Source organism: Amycolatopsis sp., from assembly GCF_036008905.1.
In the GTDB taxonomy this organism is placed as follows: Bacteria; Actinomycetota; Actinomycetes; order Mycobacteriales; family Pseudonocardiaceae; genus Amycolatopsis.
The window spans coordinates 34,132-53,258 of sequence record NZ_DASYMU010000243.1 but is presented as its reverse complement, the minus strand read 5'-3'; the positions used below and the strand labels follow the sequence as shown (position 1 = coordinate 53,258).

Here is a 19,127-nt window from a genome sequence, read left to right as displayed (position 1 = left end):
GTTGGGGGCATCCAGTGCCCCCAACGCCGCTTTGGGGGAATGTCGGCCGGCGGGTGGGCGGGGCGGCCGTAGGCTGGGGCCATGGGATTTTTCGCGTGGATCATCTTCGGGGCGCTTGCCGGATGGGCGGCCAACCTGGTGGTCGGCGGCCGGGACAGACGGCGCCAGGGATGCCTGGTCAGCGTCCTGGTCGGCGTGGTCGGGGCGGCACTCGGCGGGCTGCTCTACCGGCTCGTCACCGGCCAGCAGAAGACCTTCGACTTCGACTTCCCGAGCTTCGGCGTGGCCGTGCTCGGCGCTGTCGTCCTACTGGCCCTGCTGCGGCTCGTCCTGAGCGCGGGCCGGCGGCGCGACCGCACCCGTGACCGTTTGTAACGTTTCCCCCACATGCGGTTAAGCGTGCCCTTTTGTGGACTAAAGTGCTGCCTTCTCGGTCATACCGGGTGCGCATCTTCGTCGGGGGAGATGCGCACCCGGCTTGCCCAGCGGGTGTAGCGGATCAAGTCGGCCGCACTCCCGGCGTCGATCAGCGTCGGCATCGGCACGGCGCGAATATCGCGCCGCCAAGCACACAGCAGTTGGGCGAGGCGATCGCCCACAGCGTCCGCACCAGGTCGCATGGACGTTTCTCCTCGCGTTCGGGTAGCGCCCCACCGGCGCCAACTACCCAGAGTTATCGATGATTTGGACCGTCCGTTACCGGACTGTGGGCTTTTCCACCCTCGAAGGGGAAACCCCCGCGGGGGACGGGAAGTCCACTGGGCACAACCGCCCCGACGCGCCCGCCACCCGGGCGGTAGCGTGGTGCGGCCATAACCACAAGGAACACGACTGCGGGGAATTCGACCCAATGAGCGCCGCGCCCACTGGCAGCAATCCTGTCGCCCATGCGATCAAGCTCGCGCGCGAAACCGTGCCGCCGATGCATCCGGCCGGCCGTCCGTTCGTGCTCGGCGGTATCGCCGCGACGCTCGTGCTGCGCAAGATCGCGAAGCCGCTCGGTGTCGTCGGCGCGCTGGCCACCGCCGCCACGGCCGCGTTCTTCCGCGAGCCCAAGCGCGTCGCGCCCGCCCGCAGCGGCCTCGCCCTCGCGTCGGCCGACGGCCTGGTGTCCCTCATCGAAGAGGCGACCCCGCCGCCCGAGCTCGGCCTGCCGGACGTCCCGCGGCTGCGGGTCAGCGTCTTCCTGTCCGTCTTCGACGTCCACGTGCAGCGCACCCCGGCCACGGGCGTCATCAACAAGGTGGCCTACCGGCCCGGCAAGTTCCTCTCCGCCGACCTCGACAAGGCCAGCGACGACAACGAGCGCAACTCCGTGCTCATGCACACCGAGGACGGCCACGAGCTCGTCGTCGTCCAGATCGCCGGGCTCATCGCGCGGCGCATCGTCTGCCAGATCAACGAAGGCGACAAGGTCGACGCCGGTGCGACGTACGGCCTGATCCGCTTCGGCTCGCGCGTCGACCTCTACCTCCCGCCGGGCAGCAAGCTCCTGGTCCGCAAGGGCCAGCGCACCATCGGCGGCGAGACCCCGATCGCCGAACTTCCCCCGCTTTCGTCCTCGGAAGGCTGACCAGATGGTCCGCGTCCCCACCGCGAGTGTCCGGCTGCTCCCGAACGCCATCACGGTGCTCGCGCTGTGCGCCGGGCTGTCCGCAGTCATGTTCGCGCTCTCGATGAACTACCCGATGGCGATCGCGTCCATCGGGATCGCCGCCGTGCTCGACAGCCTCGACGGCCGGATCGCGCGGCTGCTGGACGCGACGTCGAAGATGGGCGCCGAGCTCGACTCGCTGTCCGACGCGATTTCGTTCGGTGTCGCGCCCGCGCTGGTGCTCTACGTCTGGCACGCCGACAGCGAGCGCATCGGCTGGGTCGTCTCGCTGGTGTTCGCGGTCTGCATAGTGCTCCGGCTGGCGCGGTTCAACACCTTCCTCGACGACACCGAGCAGCCGCCCTACGCGAGTGAGTTCTTCGTCGGCGTGCCCGCGCCCGCCGGCGGCCTGCTGGCGTTGCTGCCGCTCATCGTCTCCATCGAATTCGGTTCCGGCTGGTGGTCTTCGCAGGCCTTCGTGTGGATCTGGACGGTGGCCATCGCGGCCCTGCTGATCAGCCGCATCCCGACGCTGTCGCTGAAGACCGTGAAAGCGCCCGCGAAGGCGATCGCCCCCCTGTTGGTGGGCGTCTGCCTGCTGGCCGCGGCGATCTTCCTGTACCCGCTCGTCGCGCTGGCGATCGCGCTCGTGATCTACCTGGTGCACGTGCCGTACGCGGTCTACCGGCACCGGTGGCTGGCATCGCACCCCGAAGCCTGGACGGTGCCGCCGCGCGAGCGCCGGGCCATCCGCCGCGCCCGCAGCCAGCGCCGCCTCGGCCTGCGCCCGCCGCTGCGCCGCCGGGTCGCCGGTGCGGCCATGCGCGCGGTCAGGTACCAGCGCAACAACGGCGAGCAGCACGTCGCCCGCACGAACCGCGGTGCCGGCGGCAACGGCAACGGCAAGGCGCCCGACCACGGCCCGCGCCGCCGCAGCTGGCGCCGGATCGGCCTCCGTCAGCGCAGCAAGTAAGCACGCGCCTTCGCTAGTGTGACAGCGTGACGTCACCCCAGATCACGCTGACCGTCCGGCACACGCCGTCCGCGCTCGATTCACGCCGAGGCGTGGTCCGGCTGCACCCCGAAGTACTCGACGCGCTCGGGCTGCTGGCCTGGGACGCCGTCCATCTCACCGGCGCCCGAGTGAGCGCCGCGCTGGCCGCGCCCGCCGATCCCGGCGGAACGCCGGGGGTGGTGCTGGCCGACGACGTCACCATGTCGAACCTCGGTGTCACCGAAGGCGCGGAGATCGTGGTGCAGCCCGCCGACGTCGGCGCGGCGCGCACGGTGACGGTCGCGGGATCGCGCCTGGCCAGCGTGTCACTGACGCCGCAGATGCTGCGGCTCGCGCTGATCGGCAAGGTGCTGACCGTTGGCGACGCGGTTTCCCTGCTGCCCCAGGACCTCGCGCCGCCGCCGGGGTCCAATGTGGCCGCCATCCGGGGTCAGCTTTCGCGCGCCATCGGCATGACCTGGACCAACGAACTGCTGACGGTCACCGCGGCGGATCCGGCCGGGCCGGTCGCGGTGGGATCGTCCACTGTGGTCATGTGGCGTGACGGCGCCCGTACGGGTGACTCGCCCGCGGCCGGGTCGAACCGGACCAGCAGCGCCATGGTCAAGACCACCCAGCGGATCTCGCGCACGGACGACTTCATCGACGCCGAGGTCGTCGAAGAGGTCACCGGGCTGGTCGAGGACACCTCGGACGTGCCCGCGGTCGCGGACCTGGCCGGCGCGGAACCCGCGGCCCGCAAGCTGATCGAGTGGCTCGACCTGGCCTTCAAACATCCAGAGCTGCTGGCGAAGCTCGGGACGTCCGGCCGCCTCGGTGTGCTGCTGTCCGGGCCCGAAGGCGTCGGCAAGGAGACGCTGGTCCGCGCGGTCGGCAAGGAAGAGAACGTCCGCGTGGTCATCCTGGCCGCGCCGAGCATCGCCGTGCTGGAGCCGAACGTGGCCGCCGCCCGGCTGCGCGACGCCATCGACCGCGCCGCTTCCGGCGACGGCCCGGCGGTGCTCCTGATCAACGACATCGACGCGCTGCTCCCCGCGACCCAGCCACCGCCGCTCGCCACTGTCGTACTCGACGAACTGCGCAAGGCGATGGGTCACGGCCAGCTCGCGCTGGTCGCCACCACCGGACGCTCGGAGTCGATCGACCCGCGGCTGCGCGGAGCCGACATGCTCGACAGGGAGCTGAGCCTGCCGCTGCCCGACGCCAAGGTCCGCGGCGATCTGCTGCAGATCCTGCTGCGGGACGTGCCGCTCGAGCCCGGTGTCGACGTCCGCGTGCTGGCCGAGCGCACGCCCGGATTCGTCGCGGCCGACCTGGTCGCGCTGCGCCGCGACGGCGCGTTGCGGGCCGCACTGCGGCAGCGCGAGGCGGACGAGCCCCGGATCTCCCAGCAGGACCTGCTCGACGCGCTGGCCACCGTCCGCCCGATCTCGATGTCCACTTCGGACGTTCTGGCGACCGGCGGGCTCAGCCTCGACGACGTCGGCGACATGACCGAGGTCAAGCAGTCGCTCACCGAATCCGTGCTCTGGCCGCTGCGGTACCCGGATTCCTTCGCCCGCCTGGGTGTCGCGCCGCCGCGCGGGGTGCTGCTCTACGGGCCGCCGGGTGGCGGCAAGACGTACCTGGTGCGGGCGCTGGCCGGGACGGGTGCGCTCAACGTGTTCGCGGTCAAGGGCGCCGAGCTGATGGACAAGTGGGTCGGCGAGTCGGAGCGTGCCGTGCGCGAGCTGTTCCGCCGCGCGCGGGAAGCGTCGCCCTCACTGATCTTCCTCGACGAGATCGACGCACTCGCCCCGCGCCGCGGCCAGTCTTCGGACTCCGGGGTCGCGGACCGCGTTGTCGCCGCGCTGCTCACCGAGCTGGACGGCGTGGAGCCGATGCGCGAGGTCGTCGTGCTCGGCGCCACGAACCGGCCGGAACTCATCGACCCGGCGCTACTGCGACCCGGCAGGCTCGAACGACTCGTCTACGTGCCGCCACCAGACGCCGAAGGCCGCGCCTCGATCCTGCGCGCGACCTCGAAGAACACCCCGCTGGCCGACGACGTCGACCTCGACGAGCTAGCGTCCACTTTGGACCGCTACTTGGCGGCGGACTGCGCGGCGCTCATCCGCGAGGCCGCGCTGACGGCGATGCGGGAGTCACTCGAAGCCGTTGTCGTCACCGCGGCGCATCTGGAGAAGGCACGCGAGGCCGTCCGCCCGTCACTGGACCCGGCCCAGCTCGCCTCGCTGGAGGCCTACGCCGCCGGTCACTGACCACCCTCCCCGGGGAATATGTCGACTTTTCCCCGGGGTGGGGCGGGGTGTTAGTTCTTTCCGCCGGAGGCCTTCGTCTTGTAGTTGTTCGTGACGATGACGATGACGCCGGGGCTGGATTCCTTGATGCCGTCGAACCGCGCCTCGGCGCGCAGGCCGAACTCGGCGGCAAGGGCCTTCGCGGCCGTCTCCTCGTCGGTGCCCGGGCGGTAGTACGCCGTGGTGACCGGGATGATGCCTGCCGAGTAGTTGCTGACCTCGGCGACGTTCCAGCCCGACCCGCGGAAGTCGTCGGCGGCGGTGGCGGCCAAGCCGTGGATGGTGCTGTTGTTGTAGACGCGCACGGTGACCCACTTGGCCGAAGCCTGCTGGTCACCGGGCTGGCCACCCTGGCTCGGCGGCGGGGCGGCCGGCGAACTCGGCGGCGGCGCGGCGGAAGAGGACGAGGGCGGCGCCGAAGGTGACGGGCTGGGACTGGGCGACGGAGGCGGCACCGAGCCACTGGGCGCACCACCCGGAGGCGGCGTCGCCGAAGTGCTCGGTTGCGCCGTGTCGTTCTTGTCTCCGCTGTTCAGCAGCGTGACGCCACCGATCACGGCCGCGACGATCGCCACGCCGACCAACGCCAGACCGGCCGCCTTGAGCGGACGGGAAAGGCCGGAAAACAAACTCATGGCAACTCAATCCCCAGTCGCCGTGCTGCCCGGGTGCGCTGCCGCACGGTGCGCGTCTTGCGCAACCGCTTCACAAGCATCGGATCCGCCTGCATAGCTTCCTGCTTGTCGATCAGCTGATTCAGAATCTGGTAGTACCGCGTCGACGACATCTTGAACTGTTCGCGAATCGCCTTCTCCTTGGCACCGGCGTACTTCCACCACTGCCGTTCGAAGGCGAGCACCTCGATCTCGCGGCTGGAAAGGCCCGCGACCTGACCGGCCTCCGGTACGGGCGGGGACGGCTGAGAACCCTCGGCCATCGACTCCGCGGCGTCCATCTGACTCCTCACAATCAGGTCCGTGTTCCAGCTGCGTTAGGGCGTCGGCGAATCACACGGTTGTCGTTCCGCGGCAGCCATTAGACCACGCGCCGAGTGATCACCGTGGGCTATTCCCCGGCGCGTCTTGGTCTAGTGCCGGTCTACCAGAAAGGTCTGACTAAACTCGGTGCTCGTGACCGTCCATGCCATCCGAATCGCCGGCGACCCTGTGCTGCACAACTCGACTCGGGAGATCACCGAGTTCGACGCGGAGCTGCGCACACTCGCCGAAGACATGTTCGAGACGATGTACGCGGCCGAGGGCGTCGGCCTCGCGGCCAACCAGATCGGCCTCGACCTCCGCCTGTTCGTCTACGACTGTCCCGACGACGAGGGCACCCGTTACAAGGGCGTGGTGGTCAACCCCAAGCTCGAGACCTCCGAGATCCCGGAGACCATGCCCGACCCGGACGACGACTGGGAAGGCTGCCTGTCGGCCCCCGGCGAGTCGTACCCGACCGGCCGCGCGACCTGGGCCAAGGTGACCGGCTTCGACGTCGAGGGCAACCCGATCGAGGTCGAAGGCACCGGCTACTTCGCCCGCTGCCTCCAGCACGAGACCGATCACCTGGACGGGTACATCTACCTGGACCGGCTCATCGGCCGCCACGCCCGCGAGGCGAAGCGGATGCTGAAGCACAACGAGTGGGGCGTCCCGGGACTTTCGTGGATGCCCCCGATGCCCGGCGAGCGCGAGCAAGCCTGACGCACGGTGTGAACGGCACTTTTGTGGCGTCCTGGCACTTGGTGCCGCGATGCCATGAACGGACCCTTCCTCTCATTTTTCGGCATGAAGGGACCCTTCCTACCAACCTGGCACCCAGTGTCAAAGTGGCAGGAAGGGTCCGTTCATGGCGTTCTGTCACTCAGTGCCGGAGTGAGAGGAAGGGACCCTTCATTTCAGTTTTTGCCAGGAAGGGTCCGTTCATGGCGCGTCGGAGGCCACGTCGGAGCCCGGGACTCAGCAGCCCAGGAAGTGGCAGCGCACCACCCGAGGCTGTTCGATCACCGCACCCGACTGCACCGACCAGGCCAGCCGGAGGTACTGCGCGTGCGTCCACGCCAGCGGGGTCGCGGACGCGGTGGGCGTCCCGGCGGGGAAGCCGGTTTGGCCCGAAGGGGCATTCTCGTCCCAGACCTGTTCCGGCATGGTGTCGCCGGTGCTGCTCACCCGGCCGAGGTCCCGCAGCCGGCGTGCGGCGGTCGAGCGGTCGCCGTTGGCGAGGTCGTATTCACCGCGTTCCCCGGCGAGCAGTGGCCACAGACGTCCATACGTGGTGCGGCTTTCCGCGGGGAAGGTGTAGTCCCATGGTGAGCCGTCGGCCTGTTCGCCGTAACCGTCCTTTGTGTAGCGGTGCCAGAACTGGCCGGTCGGGGTGGTGAACGCGATGTCGGCGTCGGTGACCTTGATGCTGTTGCGGATCACCGGGTCGTCCGCGCGATAGATGCCGAGCCGCACCAGCTCCAGGAATCCGGCGTCGGTGACGGCGCGCTGGTCGGCGGTGACGCTGGAGTTGCCGAGGTTGTAGGTGGTGCCCGCGTTGGCGTTGCCGTCCTTGGTGAGCCGCACGAAGTACGGGTCGGCCGACAACGGACCGTTAGTGGTGACCGTCCACGTCGAAAGCTTGGCCTTGAAGGAATCCGCGGCCGCGAGGTAGCGCTGGGCGTCGGCCGCGGCGCCGTTGTGCTTGGCCAGGTCCGCCGCGCAGACGAGACCGGCGATCACCGCGGCGATGGTCGACGGCGAATACCCGTCCTGTTCTTCCCAGCGTTCCTGCTGGGTGTACGGCGACGCCTTGCCGTTGTCGGCCCGATAGGACAGCAGGAATTCCGCGGCTTTGCGGACACCGGCCCAGGTCTTGGCGTCCGTGCGGCCGAGTTGCTGGGCCAGCACGATCGGCAGCGCGGTTTCGTCGAGCTGGATGGAAGTCCAATAAGGAGTGCCATCGACGTCCGAGTTCTGCGGCAGATGCCCGTCGGGCAGTTGCTGGGTGCCGAACATGTAGTCCACGGACCGGTTCGCGGCCGCCTTGTCGCCGGCGGCGAGCAGGCCGGTCGCGATCTGGTAGAGGTCCCGCGGCCAGACGAGGTGATAAGTACCCGACGGCGACCATTCCGGGTCGTTGTTGCCGAAGCGCCAAGGCATGCTCGGCGACGCGATGAACGCGCCGGGGTGCGTCTTGTCCTCGCTCGCGGCGAGCATCAGCACGGAAGCCTGGTACAGGTCCCGTTCCTTCTTCGTCTTGATCGACGCGGGGACATCTTTGACGCCGTCGAGATAGTGCCGCCAGCCGGAGTCGTAGGCGCGCTCGACGTCGTCGAAGCGTTGGCGCAGTGAGGTTCGTGCCGTGTCGAGGGCCGCACGCTCCCCGCTCGCCATGCCGATGGCCAACTCGACGTGCCGCGAGCGGACGCCGTCGACGGCGGTCTGCCCGGTGACGATCACGTTCCCGCTGCCCGCGCTCGAATACGGTGTGAGCTCGAACGACTTCTTGAGCTGCGTGATGCCGTCGGACACACCCGCGAAACCGTTGCTGGTACTGGTAAACGCCGGTTTCGCGGCGAGCGCGGCGGCCGTGGTGGCGTCACGCGAGACGAGCGCGTCGCCTTCGGTGCGGGACGAGTCGTCGGCGCCGTTGTTCGCCAGGTCCGGGTCGAGGGCGGCGTAGAGCTGGTACGGCTTTCCGGTCAGTGACGTGAAATCGGCGCTCACCAGCACCGAGTCGCGCGCCGGGTCGGTCACGTAGGTCTTGTGGATGCGCCAGCGGCGCTGGTCGTCGGTGATCGTCTGCTCGTAGATCAGGCCGTCGGCGCTGGTCCGACGCACTTGCTGCGAGCGCGCGTCGGAATCCACCGAGGCGAAACTCTTGCCATCGGTGACGACGAAGTTCATCGAACGGACGCTCGGCGTCGACAAGTTCGGGTAGTAGACCTCGGACAACTGGCCCGCCTGCAGCGTGAACCAGATGTTGCTGGCCTTTTCCCGTGCGGTGCCGAAGCCGGTCTTGTTCGCCGGCAGCCAGGACGGGTGCGCACCGGGAGCACCCGGCGCCGCACCTCCGCTCGCCGCGGCCAAACCGGGAATCAGCCCGGTGACCAGCAGCGCGGCCATGGCCGGCAGCAGAATTTTTCGCATCTTCACCCCAAGGAAGCCCGGTTCCGCGGCGTTGCGGAAGCGACGAAAAGTATGTCGTGAATTTCTCCCCAGGTGCTAGCCCGATCCGGTGGTTCGCCGCGAGCGAACGGCCCCATCACCCGATCGAAACAGGTGCACACTTGAAGTGTTTGAAACGGTGTAATCACGTAAGGCGGTGCCCGATGCCGGACGACTCCGAAGCCATGGACGCCTACTCACGAGTGGTCAGCACGGTCGCCGCCACGGTGACGCCGCATGTCGCGAGCGTGCGGCTCGGCAACGGCGGCGGCTCTGCCGTCGTGTTCACCGAGGACAGGCATCTCCTGACGAACGCGCACGTCGTCGGCCGGCACAGCCATGGTGTCGCGACCTTCTCCGACGGCAGCGAGATCGACTTCGACGTCGTCGGCGCGGACCCGCTGTCCGATCTCGCGGTGCTGCACGCGCGCGGCGAGACTCCCCCGCCCGCTCAGCTCGGCGACGCCGGAACGCTCGTCGTCGGCCAGCTCGTGGTGGCGATCGGAAGTCCGCTCGGGTTCTCCGGCTCGGTGACCGCGGGCGTGGTGAGCGGCCTCGGCCGGGCACTGCCGGTCCGGCAAGGACGCACCGCGCGGGTGATCGAGGACGTCATCCAGACCGACGCCGCGCTCAACCCCGGCAACTCGGGCGGCGCGCTGGCGGACTCGACCGGGCGGGTGGTCGGCATCAACACGGCCGTCGCCGGGTTCGGGCTCGGCCTCGCCGTGCCGATCACGACGACGACCCGGCGGATCATCGACACGCTGCTCGTCGAAGGCCGGGTCCAGCGCGCGTATCTCGGCGTGGTCGGCGTCCCGGCGCCACTGCCCGACGACGTCGCCGAGCGCACCGGGCAGAGCGCGGGACTGCGGGTGATGGAGGTCGTCGACGGCGGACCGGCCGAGCGCGCCGGACTCCGCAAAGGTGATCTCGTGCTGTCCGTCGGGCGTGAACGGATCGCCGACGCGCAGGGCATCCAGCGTCAGCTTTTCGGTGAGGTCATCGGGACCGCGCTGCCGATCACCGTGCTGCGCAACGGTGCGATGGTCGACGTCTACGCCACGCCCGCGGAACTCGTCGGCTGACGCCAGCGGGGTGACGGTGTCCGCACAGGGTTGAGTACTGGGCGCAGTCATGGCATGGTCAAGAGACAACCGAACAACACACCGCGGGAGCTCGCGCTATGGCGGGCTGAGAGGGTGGCTGGGACTTTCTAGGGGTCTCCGGTGCCACCGACCGCATGAACCTGACCGGGTAATGCCGGCGTAGGGAGTGCTTTCCTTGACCACGCTTGAGAACTCTGCCGATATTCAGCCCAAGGTCACCACCGGGCCCATCACCGGCTCCAGCAAGGTCTACCACCACACCGAATCCGGCCTCCGGGTTCCCGTCCGCCGAGTGGCACTCACCAACGGCGAACACTTCGATGTCTACGACACTTCCGGCCCCTACACGGATCCGGATGCGAACATCGACGTCCACAATGGACTCCACCGGCTGCGCGCGGGCTGGGTCGACGGCCGCGAGCACAACACGCAGCTGGGCTGGGCGAAAGCGGGGGTCATCACCCGCGAAATGGAGTACATCGCCGCCCGTGAGCGGATGGATCCGGAGTTCGTCCGGTCCGAAGTGGCCATCGGCCGGGCCGTGATCCCGGCCAACCGCCGGCATCCCGAGACCGAACCCATGATCATCGGCAAGAACTTCCTGGTGAAGATCAACGCCAATATGGGCAACTCGGCGGTCTGGTCCTCTGTGGAAGAAGAGGTCGACAAGATGGTCTGGGCCGCCCGCTGGGGCGCCGACACCATCATGGACCTCTCGACAGGCAAACGAATCCACGAGACCCGCGAGTGGATCATCCGCAACTCACCGGTCCCGATCGGCACCGTGCCGATCTACCAGGCGCTCGAAAAGGTCAACGGAGAGCCCGAAAAGCTGAGCTGGGAAGTCTATCGGGACACCATCATCGAGCAGTGCGAACAGGGCGTCGATTATGTCACCGTGCACGCGGGCGTACTGCTGCGGTACATCCCGCTCACGGCCAAGCGCGTCACGGGAATCGTCTCGCGCGGTGGCGCGATCATGGCCGCGTGGTGCCTGGCGCACCACAAGGAATCCTTCCTGTACACGCATTTCGAAGAGCTGTGCGACATCCTGCACCAGTACGACGTCACGTTCTCGCTCGGCGACGGGCTGCGTCCCGGCTCGATCGCGGACGCCAACGACCGCGCGCAGTTCGCCGAGCTCGAAACCCTCGGCGAGCTAACACATCTCGCCCGTGCCAAGAACGTCCAGGTGATGATCGAGGGCCCCGGCCACGTGCCGATGCACAAGATCAAGGAGAACGTCGAGCTGGAGGAAAAGCTCACCGGCGAGGCGCCGTTCTACACCCTCGGTCCACTCGCGACGGACATCGCGCCGGGCTACGACCACATCACCTCGGCCATCGGTGCCGCGCAGATCGGCTGGTACGGCACGGCGATGCTGTGTTACGTCACGCCGAAGGAGCACCTCGGCCTGCCGAACCGCGACGACGTCAAGACCGGGGTGATCACCTACAAGATCGCCGCGCACAGCGCCGATCTGGCCAAGGGGCACCCGCACGCGCAGGAATGGGACGACGAACTTTCCAAGGCCCGCTTCGAATTCCGCTGGGAAGACCAGTTCAACCTGGCACTCGATCCGGACACCGCACGGTCGTTCCACGATGAGACTTTGCCTGTCGAGGCCGCGAAGACAGCGCATTTCTGCTCGATGTGCGGGCCGAAGTTCTGCTCCATGCGCATCACCCAGGACGTGCGCAAGTACGCCGAAGAGAACGGTTTGACCACAGTGGAAGCGATCGAAGCCGGCATGGCCGAGAAGTCCGAAGAGTTCGCCGAAAAGGGCAACAAGGTCTACCTGCCGCTGACGACAGCATGACCACGACACCCCGCACCGCGTTGACCATCGCCGGCTCGGACTCCGGCGGTGGGGCGGGCATCCAGGCGGATCTCCGCACGTTCTTCGCGTGCGGGGTGCACGGCCTGGTCGCACTGACGGCGGTCACCGTGCAGAACTCCTTGGGAGTTCAAGGATTCACCGAGATCGACGCCGAGACGGTCACCGCCCAGATCAAGGCGGTGGCCGGCGACATGGGCGTCAACGCGGCGAAGACCGGGATGCTGGCGACGGCGGAGATCATCTACGCCGTCGCCAGGACGCTGGACGAAGTCCACATCGGACAGGGCACCGAGGTCCCGTTCGTGGTGGACCCGGTGGCGGCGTCGATGACCGGCGATTCCCTGCTGCGCGAGGAAGCGCTGGAAGCGATCCGCACCGAGTTGTTCCCGCGAGCCAACCTGATCACGCCGAATCTCGACGAGGTCCGGCTGCTCACCAGCGTCCGGGTGACGGACAAGACGACCCAGCGGGAAGCGGCGAAAGCGTTGCTGGAGTTCGGTTCCGGCTGGGTGCTCGTCAAGGGCGGGCACATGTACGAGAGCCCGGAATGCGTCGACCTGCTCTCCGACGGCACGGACTACCTCGAGCTTTCGGGCCCACGGTACGAAACCGAGAACACCCACGGCGGCGGCGACACGATGGCGTCGGCCATCACCGCGTCGCTCGCCAAGGGCGCGGACATGCCCGGCGCCGTGGCCGAGGGCAAGCGGTTCATCGAGCGGTGCGTCGCCGAGGCGTACCCGCTCGGTGCCGGCGTCGGCCCGGTCTCGCCGTTCTGGCGGCTCGCGCCTAATTGACCGGCAGCATTTCGCGGTTGTCGTAGACCTCGCGGGCGGCGCGGATGCGGTCGAAGTTCGTCTGCGTCCAGCCGCTGATCGCGTTCAGGTACGCGGCGATCTCGGCACCCATCTCGGTGAGCGCGTACTCGACCGCGGGAGGGGTCGTCGGGTAGACAGTGCGCGTTACGAGCCCGTCGCGCTCGAGATTGCGCAGGTTCTGGGTCAGCATCTTCTGGCTGATGCCGTCGACAGCGCGGCGGAGTTCACCGAATCGGTGGGTCTTCCTGGTCAGCGCGCCGAGCACGAGTGCGGTCCACTTGTTGGCGACCAGATCGAGCACATCACGGCAGGGACAGCTCCGGAGATAGACGTCCCAAGGAGATTCCGGCACGTCACAGCTAGTTTCCATGAGGTACCTACTTTACGTCGAAGTGCCTTCTTTCGAAATGTTACCAAGCGCGGGATACTGGGAACAACCAGCCAAGAACGACCAAGGAGCCTCTTTCGATGCGCAAGGTAACTCAGCAAGAAGTCGGCGGCACCGAGGTGCTTCAGGTGGTCGATGCCGAGCGGCCGACGCCCATCCCGACCGAAATCCTCGTGCGGGTGCACGCCGCCGGGATCAACCCGGTGGACTGGAAGACGCGGTCTCGCGAGGGCTTTCTCGGCAAGCCGCCCTACACCGTCGGCTGGGACGTCTCCGGTGTCGTCGAAGAGGTCGGTTTCGGCAGCACCGCGTTCACCGTCGGCGACGAAGTTCTCGGCATGCCGTGGTTTCCGCGCGCGGCGAACGCATACGCCGACTACGTCACCGCGCCGTCGCGGCAGTTCGTCCGCAAGCCCGCCGGGATCTCGCACGCCGAAGCGGCCGGGCTGCCGCTGGCCGGGCTCACCGCGTGGCAAGGCCTCGTCGACGTCGCGAAGATCCAGTCAGGACAACGAGTTCTCGTCGACGCCGCAGCGGGCGGTGTCGGCCACCTCGCCGTCCAGATCGCCAAGGCGCGCGGCGCGTACGTACTCGGCACGGCCAGTGCGGCGAAGCACGACTTCCTGCGCTCCATCGGCGTCGACGAGCCGATCGACTACCACGACGCCAACGCGTCCGCCGAGGACATCGACGTCGTGCTCGGCCTGGTCGGCGAGCAGAGCGACCTGCGGTGGATCACCTCGCTGAAGCCCGGCGGCATCCTCGTCGCCGTCCCGAGCGGTGCCGGCGGGGCAGTCGGCGTGAAGGCCGCCGAACTCGGCGTACGACTGTCGCCGATGCTCGTCGAGCCCGACCAGGTCGGCCTGCTCGGCCTGACCGCGCTCATCGAGGCGGGCAAGCTCCGCGTGCACGTCGACCAGACCTTCCCGCTCGACGAGGTCGCGAAGGCCCACGAACTCGGCGAAGGCGGCCGCGTCACCGGAAAGATCGTCCTGACCACCGTCTGACGAGGTCGCCATCTGTCGACAGATGGCGATGGTTGCGCGGGCCGTAAAGCCACCATGGCCACCTTGGTCGCGTTCAACGCGACCAAGGTGGCCATGGTGGCACTTCAGAGCGTCAGCCGCGCGGGAGGACCTGCGGGAGGACGGTGGTGAGGCCGACCCAGTCCGAGGTGATCACCGAAGCGTGCTGCTTCGCGAGGTCGGCGACGCGCTGGTTCGCCTGGTCGACGGTCGGGTTGCGGCTGTCGATGGCGGGCGCGACGTTCTGGGCGTCGGTCATGACCACGTAGTAGTGGTTCGCGTCGAACCACCACGGGCCGGTCTGCGTGACCCACGCGTTGGCGTCGCCGTCGAAGACGACGAACCAGGGCTTCAGCGCCGCTTCGTACTTGTCACGCGGGTCGCCGCCGGCCGCGCCGTGCACGGTCGGGAAGATCTGCGCGTCGCCGAGACGGCCGGCGTTCTTGAGGTTCACCAGGTACCGGGCGTATTCGACGTCGGTCTTCAGGGTGTCGGTCGGGTTCTGCTCCTCGACGGTGCCGGGGATGACCTCGATGATCACCTTGCCGTTCAAGGAAGACCGTGCCGCCCAGTTGTCCGCTTTGGACGCCTCGTCGAGGGTCGAGTAGCCGCCGAGCAGGTCCGCCGGGCGGTACACCCGGCCGCCGAGGTGGCCGCGGATGGTGGCGTCGAGCTCGTCCGGGCCCAAGCCGGTGTTGTCGGAGAAGCCCGTCTTCATCTCGATCTTGAGCGTGATCGGCCCGCGGTCGGGGTGCGCCTCCTGCCAGACGCGGATGTTGTCGAGGCAGAACTCGAGGTTCTTGTTCTTGCCGCCGGTGTAGAGCTGGCCCGGGGAGGTCGCCGCGACGCAGTTGTTCGCGTTGCCCAGCGGATTGTCGTGGCTGACCTTCCACTCGTGAGTGATGAAGTTCGGCCAGACGTCGAGTTCGACCAGGGAGGAGCCCGCGTCGAGGGAGCGGGCGAGGTAGTCGTACGCGGCGGGGTCGTAGGTGTTGTGCACGCCGACCGTGGTGGAGCCGGAAATCTTTGCCGGGTCCGCACTCGCCGCCGTGGTGGTCATCAGCGAACCCGCCACCAGCGCGCCGATCATGAACGCTGCCGAGGAGAATCTCATCGTGGTCCCTTCACTGACCAAGCAGTGTTGTCAAAAAAAATGTCATCGGTCTCACACTGTGCCAACAGGGTTGCCGATCAGTGAAGGACTCAGAACCAAATGGACTAGACCAAAAGTCGGGAGCGAGAACTTATCCCATGGCAGAAAATTTCAGTCCCCCGACGGCGTTGACCATCGCCGGTTCGGACTCGGGCGGTGCCGCCGGCCTGCAGGCCGACCTGCGGACCTTCCTGACCTGCGGCGTTCACGGTTTGGTCGCGGTCACGGCGGTCACCGTCCAGAACACCCTCGGTGTCCACGACCGCTCCGACCTGCCGCCGCATATCGTCGCGGGACAGATCGAAGCCGTCTCGGCGGACATGGGGGTCAATGCGGCCAAAACCGGCATGCTCGCGTCGGCGGAGATCATCCGCGCGGTCGCAGCGGCCTGTGACAAGGCCGAGATCGGGCGGGACCTGAAGGTGCCGTTCGTGGTCGACCCGGTCGCCGCGTCGATGCACGGCCACCCGCTCTTCGACGACGCCGGACTGGCCGCGCTGCGCGACGAACTGCTGCCGCGCGCCACCGTGCTGACGCCGAACCTCGACGAGGTCCGGTTGCTCACCGGGATGACCGTCACGAACCGCGACCAGATGCACCAGGCCGCCGTCGTCCTCCAGCGCCTCGGGCCGAAGTACGTGCTCGTCAAAGCGGGACATCTGCTCGAAGACCCCGAGTGCGTCGACCTGCTCTTCGACGGCTCGACGTTCGTGGAGCTGCCCGGCCCGCGCTATCCGACGCAGCACACGCACGGCGCCGGCGACACGATGGCATCCGCATTGACCGCCGGGCTCGCCAAGGGGATGCCGATGGTCGAAGCGGCGCGCTACGGCAAGTGGTTCGTGCAGAACGCCGTCGAGAACTCGTACCCGATGGGCGCGAAGGTCGGTCCGGTTTCGGCGTTCTGGCGGCTCGCGCCGGAGCGGTGATCTCCGGTCACGGTTGAGGGCCCCGCGAACCGAGATCGCCCTGCTCCGGCAGGGCGACCCGGTCTAACTCTCACGCCCTCAACGGAGACGCTGCGCGTCACAACCTCTTTTCGTCGTCCGCCAGCAAGGCTTCCAGCGCGGGCAACGCATGGGCCAGCGCGTCGCGGTGCTCCGGCGAAAGCCGGTCGAGCCGCTTGTTCAGTTCCTGCACCCTGGTCGACCGGACGCCGGAGACGAGCCGCTCGCCTTCTTCGGTCGCCGTCGCCAGCCACGCACGCCTGTCGATCGGGTCGGACTCACGGCTCACATAGCCCGATTCGACCAGTGAAGCCACGATGCGTGACATCGTGGCCGCGGCCACGCCCTCCTTGGCGGCCAGGTCACCAAGCCGCAGCTGGCCGAAGTTGACCAGAGTCGCCAACGCGGAGATCGCGCCGTGACCGGGACCGGGGATTCCGGCCTGTCGTAGCGACCTCGAAAGCCTGCCCACCGCGAGGAACAATCTGCCCGAAACGTCCTGAGCCGATGACGTGGTCATCGTCAGCTCCTTCTGTGCGCATTGGCGATAACCCCCGGCGCTGGACCGGCCGGGGAAAGTGTCGTCAACCATACGTGGCCGACCCGCTTACCCCGTGTGAAGACACGACCTAGCGTGGCGGACTGGAAGCCTGAGCCCAGAACCTTTGTGAAACCCGCCCCGCACCTCGGGCGAGACGGCCCGCGGTGACGGCGTGGCGCATGGCCGACGCCATCCGCTCCGGATCCTCGGCGCGGGTGACGGCAGTCGCCAGCAGCACCGCGTCACAGCCGAGCTCCATCGCGAGCGTGGCGTCCGACGCCGTGCCGATCCCGGCGTCGAGGATCACCGGCACGCCCGCGCGCGAAACGATCAGCTCGATGTTGTGCGGGTTTCGGATGCCGAGGCCGGTGCCGATCGGCGCGCCCAGCGGCATGACGGCCGCGCAGCCGGCTTCCTCGAGCCGGAGCGCGAGGACCGGGTCGTCGTTGGTGTAGACGAGCACGGTGAAACCGTCGGCGACGAGCCGCTCGGTGGCGTCCAGGGTTTCCAGCGGATCGGGCAGGAGCGTGCGGTCGTCGGCGTGGACCTCGAGCTTCACGAGATCGGTTTCGAGCGCCTCACGCGCGAGCTGCGCGGTGAGGACGGCTTCGGCGGCGCTTCGGCAGCCCGCGGTGTTCGGCAGCAGCCGGATTTCCAAGCGCCGCAACAACTCCAGCACGCCGGTGCCGCCCTCGGCGTCGGCGCGGCGCATCGCGACGGTGGTCAGCTCGGTGCCGGACGCGACGAGCGCGCGCTCCAGCACGGACAGGTTGGAAGCGCCGCCGGTTCCCATGATCAGCCGGGAATCGAACTTGTGTTCACCGATCATCAGCACGTCGTCAGCCACCCTGCACCGCCGTCAGGATGTCGATCCGCGCGCCTTTGGCCACCACGGTTTCGGTCCACTCACCGCGTCGCACGACTTCACCGTTCAGCGCGACGGCCACGCCGCGTTCCGGGATCCCGGCCACTTCGACCAGTTGCGCGACCGTCGACTCGTCGGGGAAATCCCGCCACTCGCCATTGACCTGAACCTGCATCAGACTCGCTCCGAACTCTTGAGACCGTTGAGACGACGGGGATGTGCGGCTTCGACGTGTTCCGGCGGCGGCTCGCCCGCCAGCAACGCGGTGATCGCGTCGGCGGTGACCGGGGCGAAGAGCAGGCCGTGGCGATGATGGCCGGTGGCGGCGAAAACGCCGTCGGCGATCTCGCCGATGAACGGCAGGTTGTCGACGCTCGCCGCGCGCAGCCCGGCCGCGATCTCGACGAGCTCGTACTCGGCGATGCTCGGGAACACCCGTTCCGCGCCTTCGAGCAGCTCACGGACACCGCGTGCCGACACCGTCTCGTCGAACCCGGCCTCGTACTGGGTCGCGCCGAGCACGAGCTCGCCGTCCGACCTGGGCACGAGGTAGATCGGCTTGCCTTCGACCATGGCCCGCACCGTGCGTTCCGGCGGCGGCAGACAACCCCGGCGCGGGCGCAGGCGCAGGATTTCGCCCTTCAGGGGGCGAACAGCGCTCGCCAGCGCGGGATGCAGCCGTCCGCTCCAAGCTCCGGCCGAGATCACCACCGCGTCCGCGCGCAGCGATTCCAAGCTGGTCACCGCTTCGGCGACGAACTCGACCCCGCGCTGGCCGGCCGCTTTGTGCAGGGCCAGCAACAGTTTCCGGTTGTCCACCGCGAGATCGCCGGGCACCGACAGTCCACTTCGGACAGAGCCGCCGACGCCGGGTTCGAGCCGACGCGCTTCCCGCCCGGTCAGCGTTTCCACCGACCGGCCCAGCGACCGCAGAAACCCCGCGAGGACGTCGAGATGCCCGGTGTCGGCACTGTCCAGCGCCACGACCAGCGTGCCCTTTTCGGACAGCCCCGGGTCGAACCCTTCTGCGGCGAGGTCACGGGCGAAGTCCGGCCAGCGGCGCAGCGACTCCTCGCCGAGCCTGAGCACGTCCTCTTCGCCCGGCCAAGCCTCGGTCACCGGCGCGAGCATGCCGCCCGCCACCCAGGAGGCGCCGCGGCCGGGATTGGGGTCGAAGACCTTCACTCGATGCCCCAGAGTCGCGGCACGCCAAGCGATGGACAGGCCGATCACTCCGCCGCCCACCACAGCTACTTGCTTCATACGAGATCACGCTCCCTGCGCCGGCATGATCCGGATCAGGTTCCACGGTCGGAGCGGTATCGGCTCCCTCTCAGCCCGTGCTTCGGGCTCCCGTGCGGACCCCACCACCGTAGCGCGCGGG

General features: G+C 68.3%; 20 protein-coding genes and 1 riboswitch. Of the genes, 10 read left to right on the top strand and 10 right to left on the bottom strand.

The window, feature by feature from the left end; all coding sequences use genetic code 11:
- The first annotated feature begins 81 nt into the window (after positions 1-81).
- On the top strand, positions 82-375 hold the full coding sequence (locus VGP60_RS39110; RefSeq protein WP_327553268.1) for a GlsB/YeaQ/YmgE family stress response membrane protein: 294 nt from the start codon (positions 82-84) through the stop codon (positions 373-375).
- Between the two features lie 59 nt (positions 376-434).
- Here VGP60_RS39110 and VGP60_RS39105 read toward each other — a convergent pair whose 3' ends face one another.
- Positions 435-620 (bottom strand): hypothetical protein, encoded by a 186-nt coding sequence (locus tag VGP60_RS39105; protein WP_327553267.1) that lies wholly within the window; start codon positions 618-620, stop codon positions 435-437.
- Between the two features lie 230 nt (positions 621-850).
- On the opposite strand from VGP60_RS39105, the gene VGP60_RS39100 reads away from it, so the two are divergent.
- From VGP60_RS39100 to VGP60_RS39090, 3 genes are read left to right on the top strand one after another with little or no spacing between them, the layout of a single operon-like run.
- Positions 851-1,573 carry a phosphatidylserine decarboxylase gene (locus VGP60_RS39100; protein WP_327553273.1) on the top strand — a complete coding sequence of 241 codons (723 nt, stop codon included), beginning with the start codon at positions 851-853 and terminating at the stop codon, positions 1,571-1,573.
- A gap of 4 nt (positions 1,574-1,577) precedes the next feature.
- Positions 1,578-2,567 (top strand): CDP-diacylglycerol--serine O-phosphatidyltransferase, encoded by a 990-nt coding sequence (gene pssA / locus VGP60_RS39095; protein WP_327553266.1) that lies wholly within the window; start codon positions 1,578-1,580, stop codon positions 2,565-2,567.
- Positions 2,568-2,593: 26 nt separating this feature from the next.
- On the top strand, positions 2,594-4,870 hold the full coding sequence (locus tag VGP60_RS39090; protein ID WP_327553265.1) for an AAA family ATPase: 2,277 nt from the start codon (positions 2,594-2,596) through the stop codon (positions 4,868-4,870).
- Between the two features lie 50 nt (positions 4,871-4,920).
- On the opposite strand, the gene VGP60_RS39085 is transcribed toward VGP60_RS39090, so the two are convergent.
- The gene (locus VGP60_RS39085) at positions 4,921-5,544 is read right to left on the bottom strand and encodes a LytR C-terminal domain-containing protein (protein ID WP_327553264.1); all 624 of its coding nucleotides are present in this window, start codon (positions 5,542-5,544) and stop codon (positions 4,921-4,923) included.
- A complete protein-coding gene (locus tag VGP60_RS39080; RefSeq protein WP_327553263.1) occupies positions 5,541-5,864 on the bottom strand; it encodes a DUF3263 domain-containing protein in 324 nt (107 codons plus the stop codon). The genes VGP60_RS39085 and VGP60_RS39080 overlap by 4 nt, the downstream gene beginning before the upstream one ends.
- A gap of 175 nt (positions 5,865-6,039) precedes the next feature.
- Between VGP60_RS39080 and VGP60_RS39075 the strand changes: the two genes are divergently transcribed.
- Positions 6,040-6,612 carry a peptide deformylase gene (locus VGP60_RS39075; RefSeq protein ID WP_327553262.1) on the top strand — a complete coding sequence of 191 codons (573 nt, stop codon included), beginning with the start codon at positions 6,040-6,042 and terminating at the stop codon, positions 6,610-6,612.
- A gap of 255 nt (positions 6,613-6,867) precedes the next feature.
- Here the strand turns inward: VGP60_RS39075 and VGP60_RS39070 are convergent, their stop codons facing one another.
- The gene (locus VGP60_RS39070; RefSeq protein ID WP_327553261.1) at positions 6,868-9,042 is read right to left on the bottom strand and encodes a glycoside hydrolase family 15 protein; all 2,175 of its coding nucleotides are present in this window, start codon (positions 9,040-9,042) and stop codon (positions 6,868-6,870) included.
- A gap of 182 nt (positions 9,043-9,224) precedes the next feature.
- On the opposite strand from VGP60_RS39070, the gene VGP60_RS39065 reads away from it, so the two are divergent.
- The 3 genes from VGP60_RS39065 (at position 9,225) to thiD (VGP60_RS39055) (ending at position 12,803) form a co-directional block, all read left to right on the top strand.
- On the top strand, positions 9,225-10,145 hold the full coding sequence (locus VGP60_RS39065) for a S1C family serine protease (protein ID WP_327553260.1): 921 nt from the start codon (positions 9,225-9,227) through the stop codon (positions 10,143-10,145).
- Positions 10,146-10,341: 196 nt separating this feature from the next.
- Positions 10,342-11,985 carry a phosphomethylpyrimidine synthase ThiC gene (gene thiC, locus VGP60_RS39060; protein WP_327553259.1) on the top strand — a complete coding sequence of 548 codons (1,644 nt, stop codon included), beginning with the start codon at positions 10,342-10,344 and terminating at the stop codon, positions 11,983-11,985.
- Positions 11,982-12,803, top strand: coding sequence for a bifunctional hydroxymethylpyrimidine kinase/phosphomethylpyrimidine kinase (gene thiD, locus VGP60_RS39055; RefSeq protein ID WP_327553258.1), 822 nt, complete (start codon positions 11,982-11,984; stop codon positions 12,801-12,803). Before thiC ends, thiD (VGP60_RS39055) begins: the two co-directional genes overlap by 4 nt.
- Here thiD (VGP60_RS39055) and VGP60_RS39050 read toward each other — a convergent pair.
- The gene (locus tag VGP60_RS39050; RefSeq protein ID WP_327553257.1) at positions 12,796-13,194 is read right to left on the bottom strand and encodes a helix-turn-helix domain-containing protein; all 399 of its coding nucleotides are present in this window, start codon (positions 13,192-13,194) and stop codon (positions 12,796-12,798) included. The two genes, thiD (VGP60_RS39055) and VGP60_RS39050, sit on opposite strands and share 8 nt — an antisense overlap.
- A gap of 98 nt (positions 13,195-13,292) precedes the next feature.
- Here VGP60_RS39050 and VGP60_RS39045 point away from each other — a divergent pair, with 98 nt between their 5' ends.
- On the top strand, positions 13,293-14,219 hold the full coding sequence (locus VGP60_RS39045; RefSeq protein WP_327553256.1) for an NADP-dependent oxidoreductase: 927 nt from the start codon (positions 13,293-13,295) through the stop codon (positions 14,217-14,219).
- 112 nt (positions 14,220-14,331) lie between these two features.
- On the opposite strand, the gene VGP60_RS39040 is transcribed toward VGP60_RS39045, so the two are convergent.
- A complete protein-coding gene (locus VGP60_RS39040) occupies positions 14,332-15,351 on the bottom strand; it encodes a phosphatidylinositol-specific phospholipase C domain-containing protein (RefSeq protein WP_327553255.1) in 1,020 nt (339 codons plus the stop codon).
- A gap of 137 nt (positions 15,352-15,488) precedes the next feature.
- Here VGP60_RS39040 and thiD (VGP60_RS39035) point away from each other — a divergent pair, with 137 nt between their 5' ends.
- The gene (gene thiD / locus VGP60_RS39035) at positions 15,489-16,319 is read left to right on the top strand and encodes a bifunctional hydroxymethylpyrimidine kinase/phosphomethylpyrimidine kinase (protein ID WP_327553254.1); all 831 of its coding nucleotides are present in this window, start codon (positions 15,489-15,491) and stop codon (positions 16,317-16,319) included.
- A 97-nt stretch (positions 16,320-16,416) separates the two neighbouring features.
- On the opposite strand, the gene VGP60_RS39030 is transcribed toward thiD (VGP60_RS39035), so the two are convergent.
- The 4 genes from VGP60_RS39030 to thiO form a co-directional block, all read right to left on the bottom strand.
- Positions 16,417-16,857, bottom strand: coding sequence for a MarR family winged helix-turn-helix transcriptional regulator (locus tag VGP60_RS39030; RefSeq protein WP_327553253.1), 441 nt, complete (start codon positions 16,855-16,857; stop codon positions 16,417-16,419).
- A gap of 109 nt (positions 16,858-16,966) precedes the next feature.
- Positions 16,967-17,707, bottom strand: coding sequence for a thiazole synthase (locus VGP60_RS39025; RefSeq protein ID WP_327553272.1), 741 nt, complete (start codon positions 17,705-17,707; stop codon positions 16,967-16,969).
- Between the two features lie 10 nt (positions 17,708-17,717).
- On the bottom strand, positions 17,718-17,918 hold the full coding sequence (gene thiS / locus VGP60_RS39020) for a sulfur carrier protein ThiS (protein WP_327553252.1): 201 nt from the start codon (positions 17,916-17,918) through the stop codon (positions 17,718-17,720).
- Positions 17,918-19,006 (bottom strand): glycine oxidase ThiO, encoded by a 1,089-nt coding sequence (gene thiO / locus VGP60_RS39015; protein ID WP_327553251.1) that lies wholly within the window; start codon positions 19,004-19,006, stop codon positions 17,918-17,920. Before thiO ends, thiS begins: the two co-directional genes overlap by 1 nt.
- A riboswitch (TPP riboswitch) is annotated at positions 19,002-19,110 on the bottom strand. Its footprint overlaps the gene before it by 5 nt.
- Between the last annotated feature and the right edge of the window lie 17 nt (positions 19,111-19,127).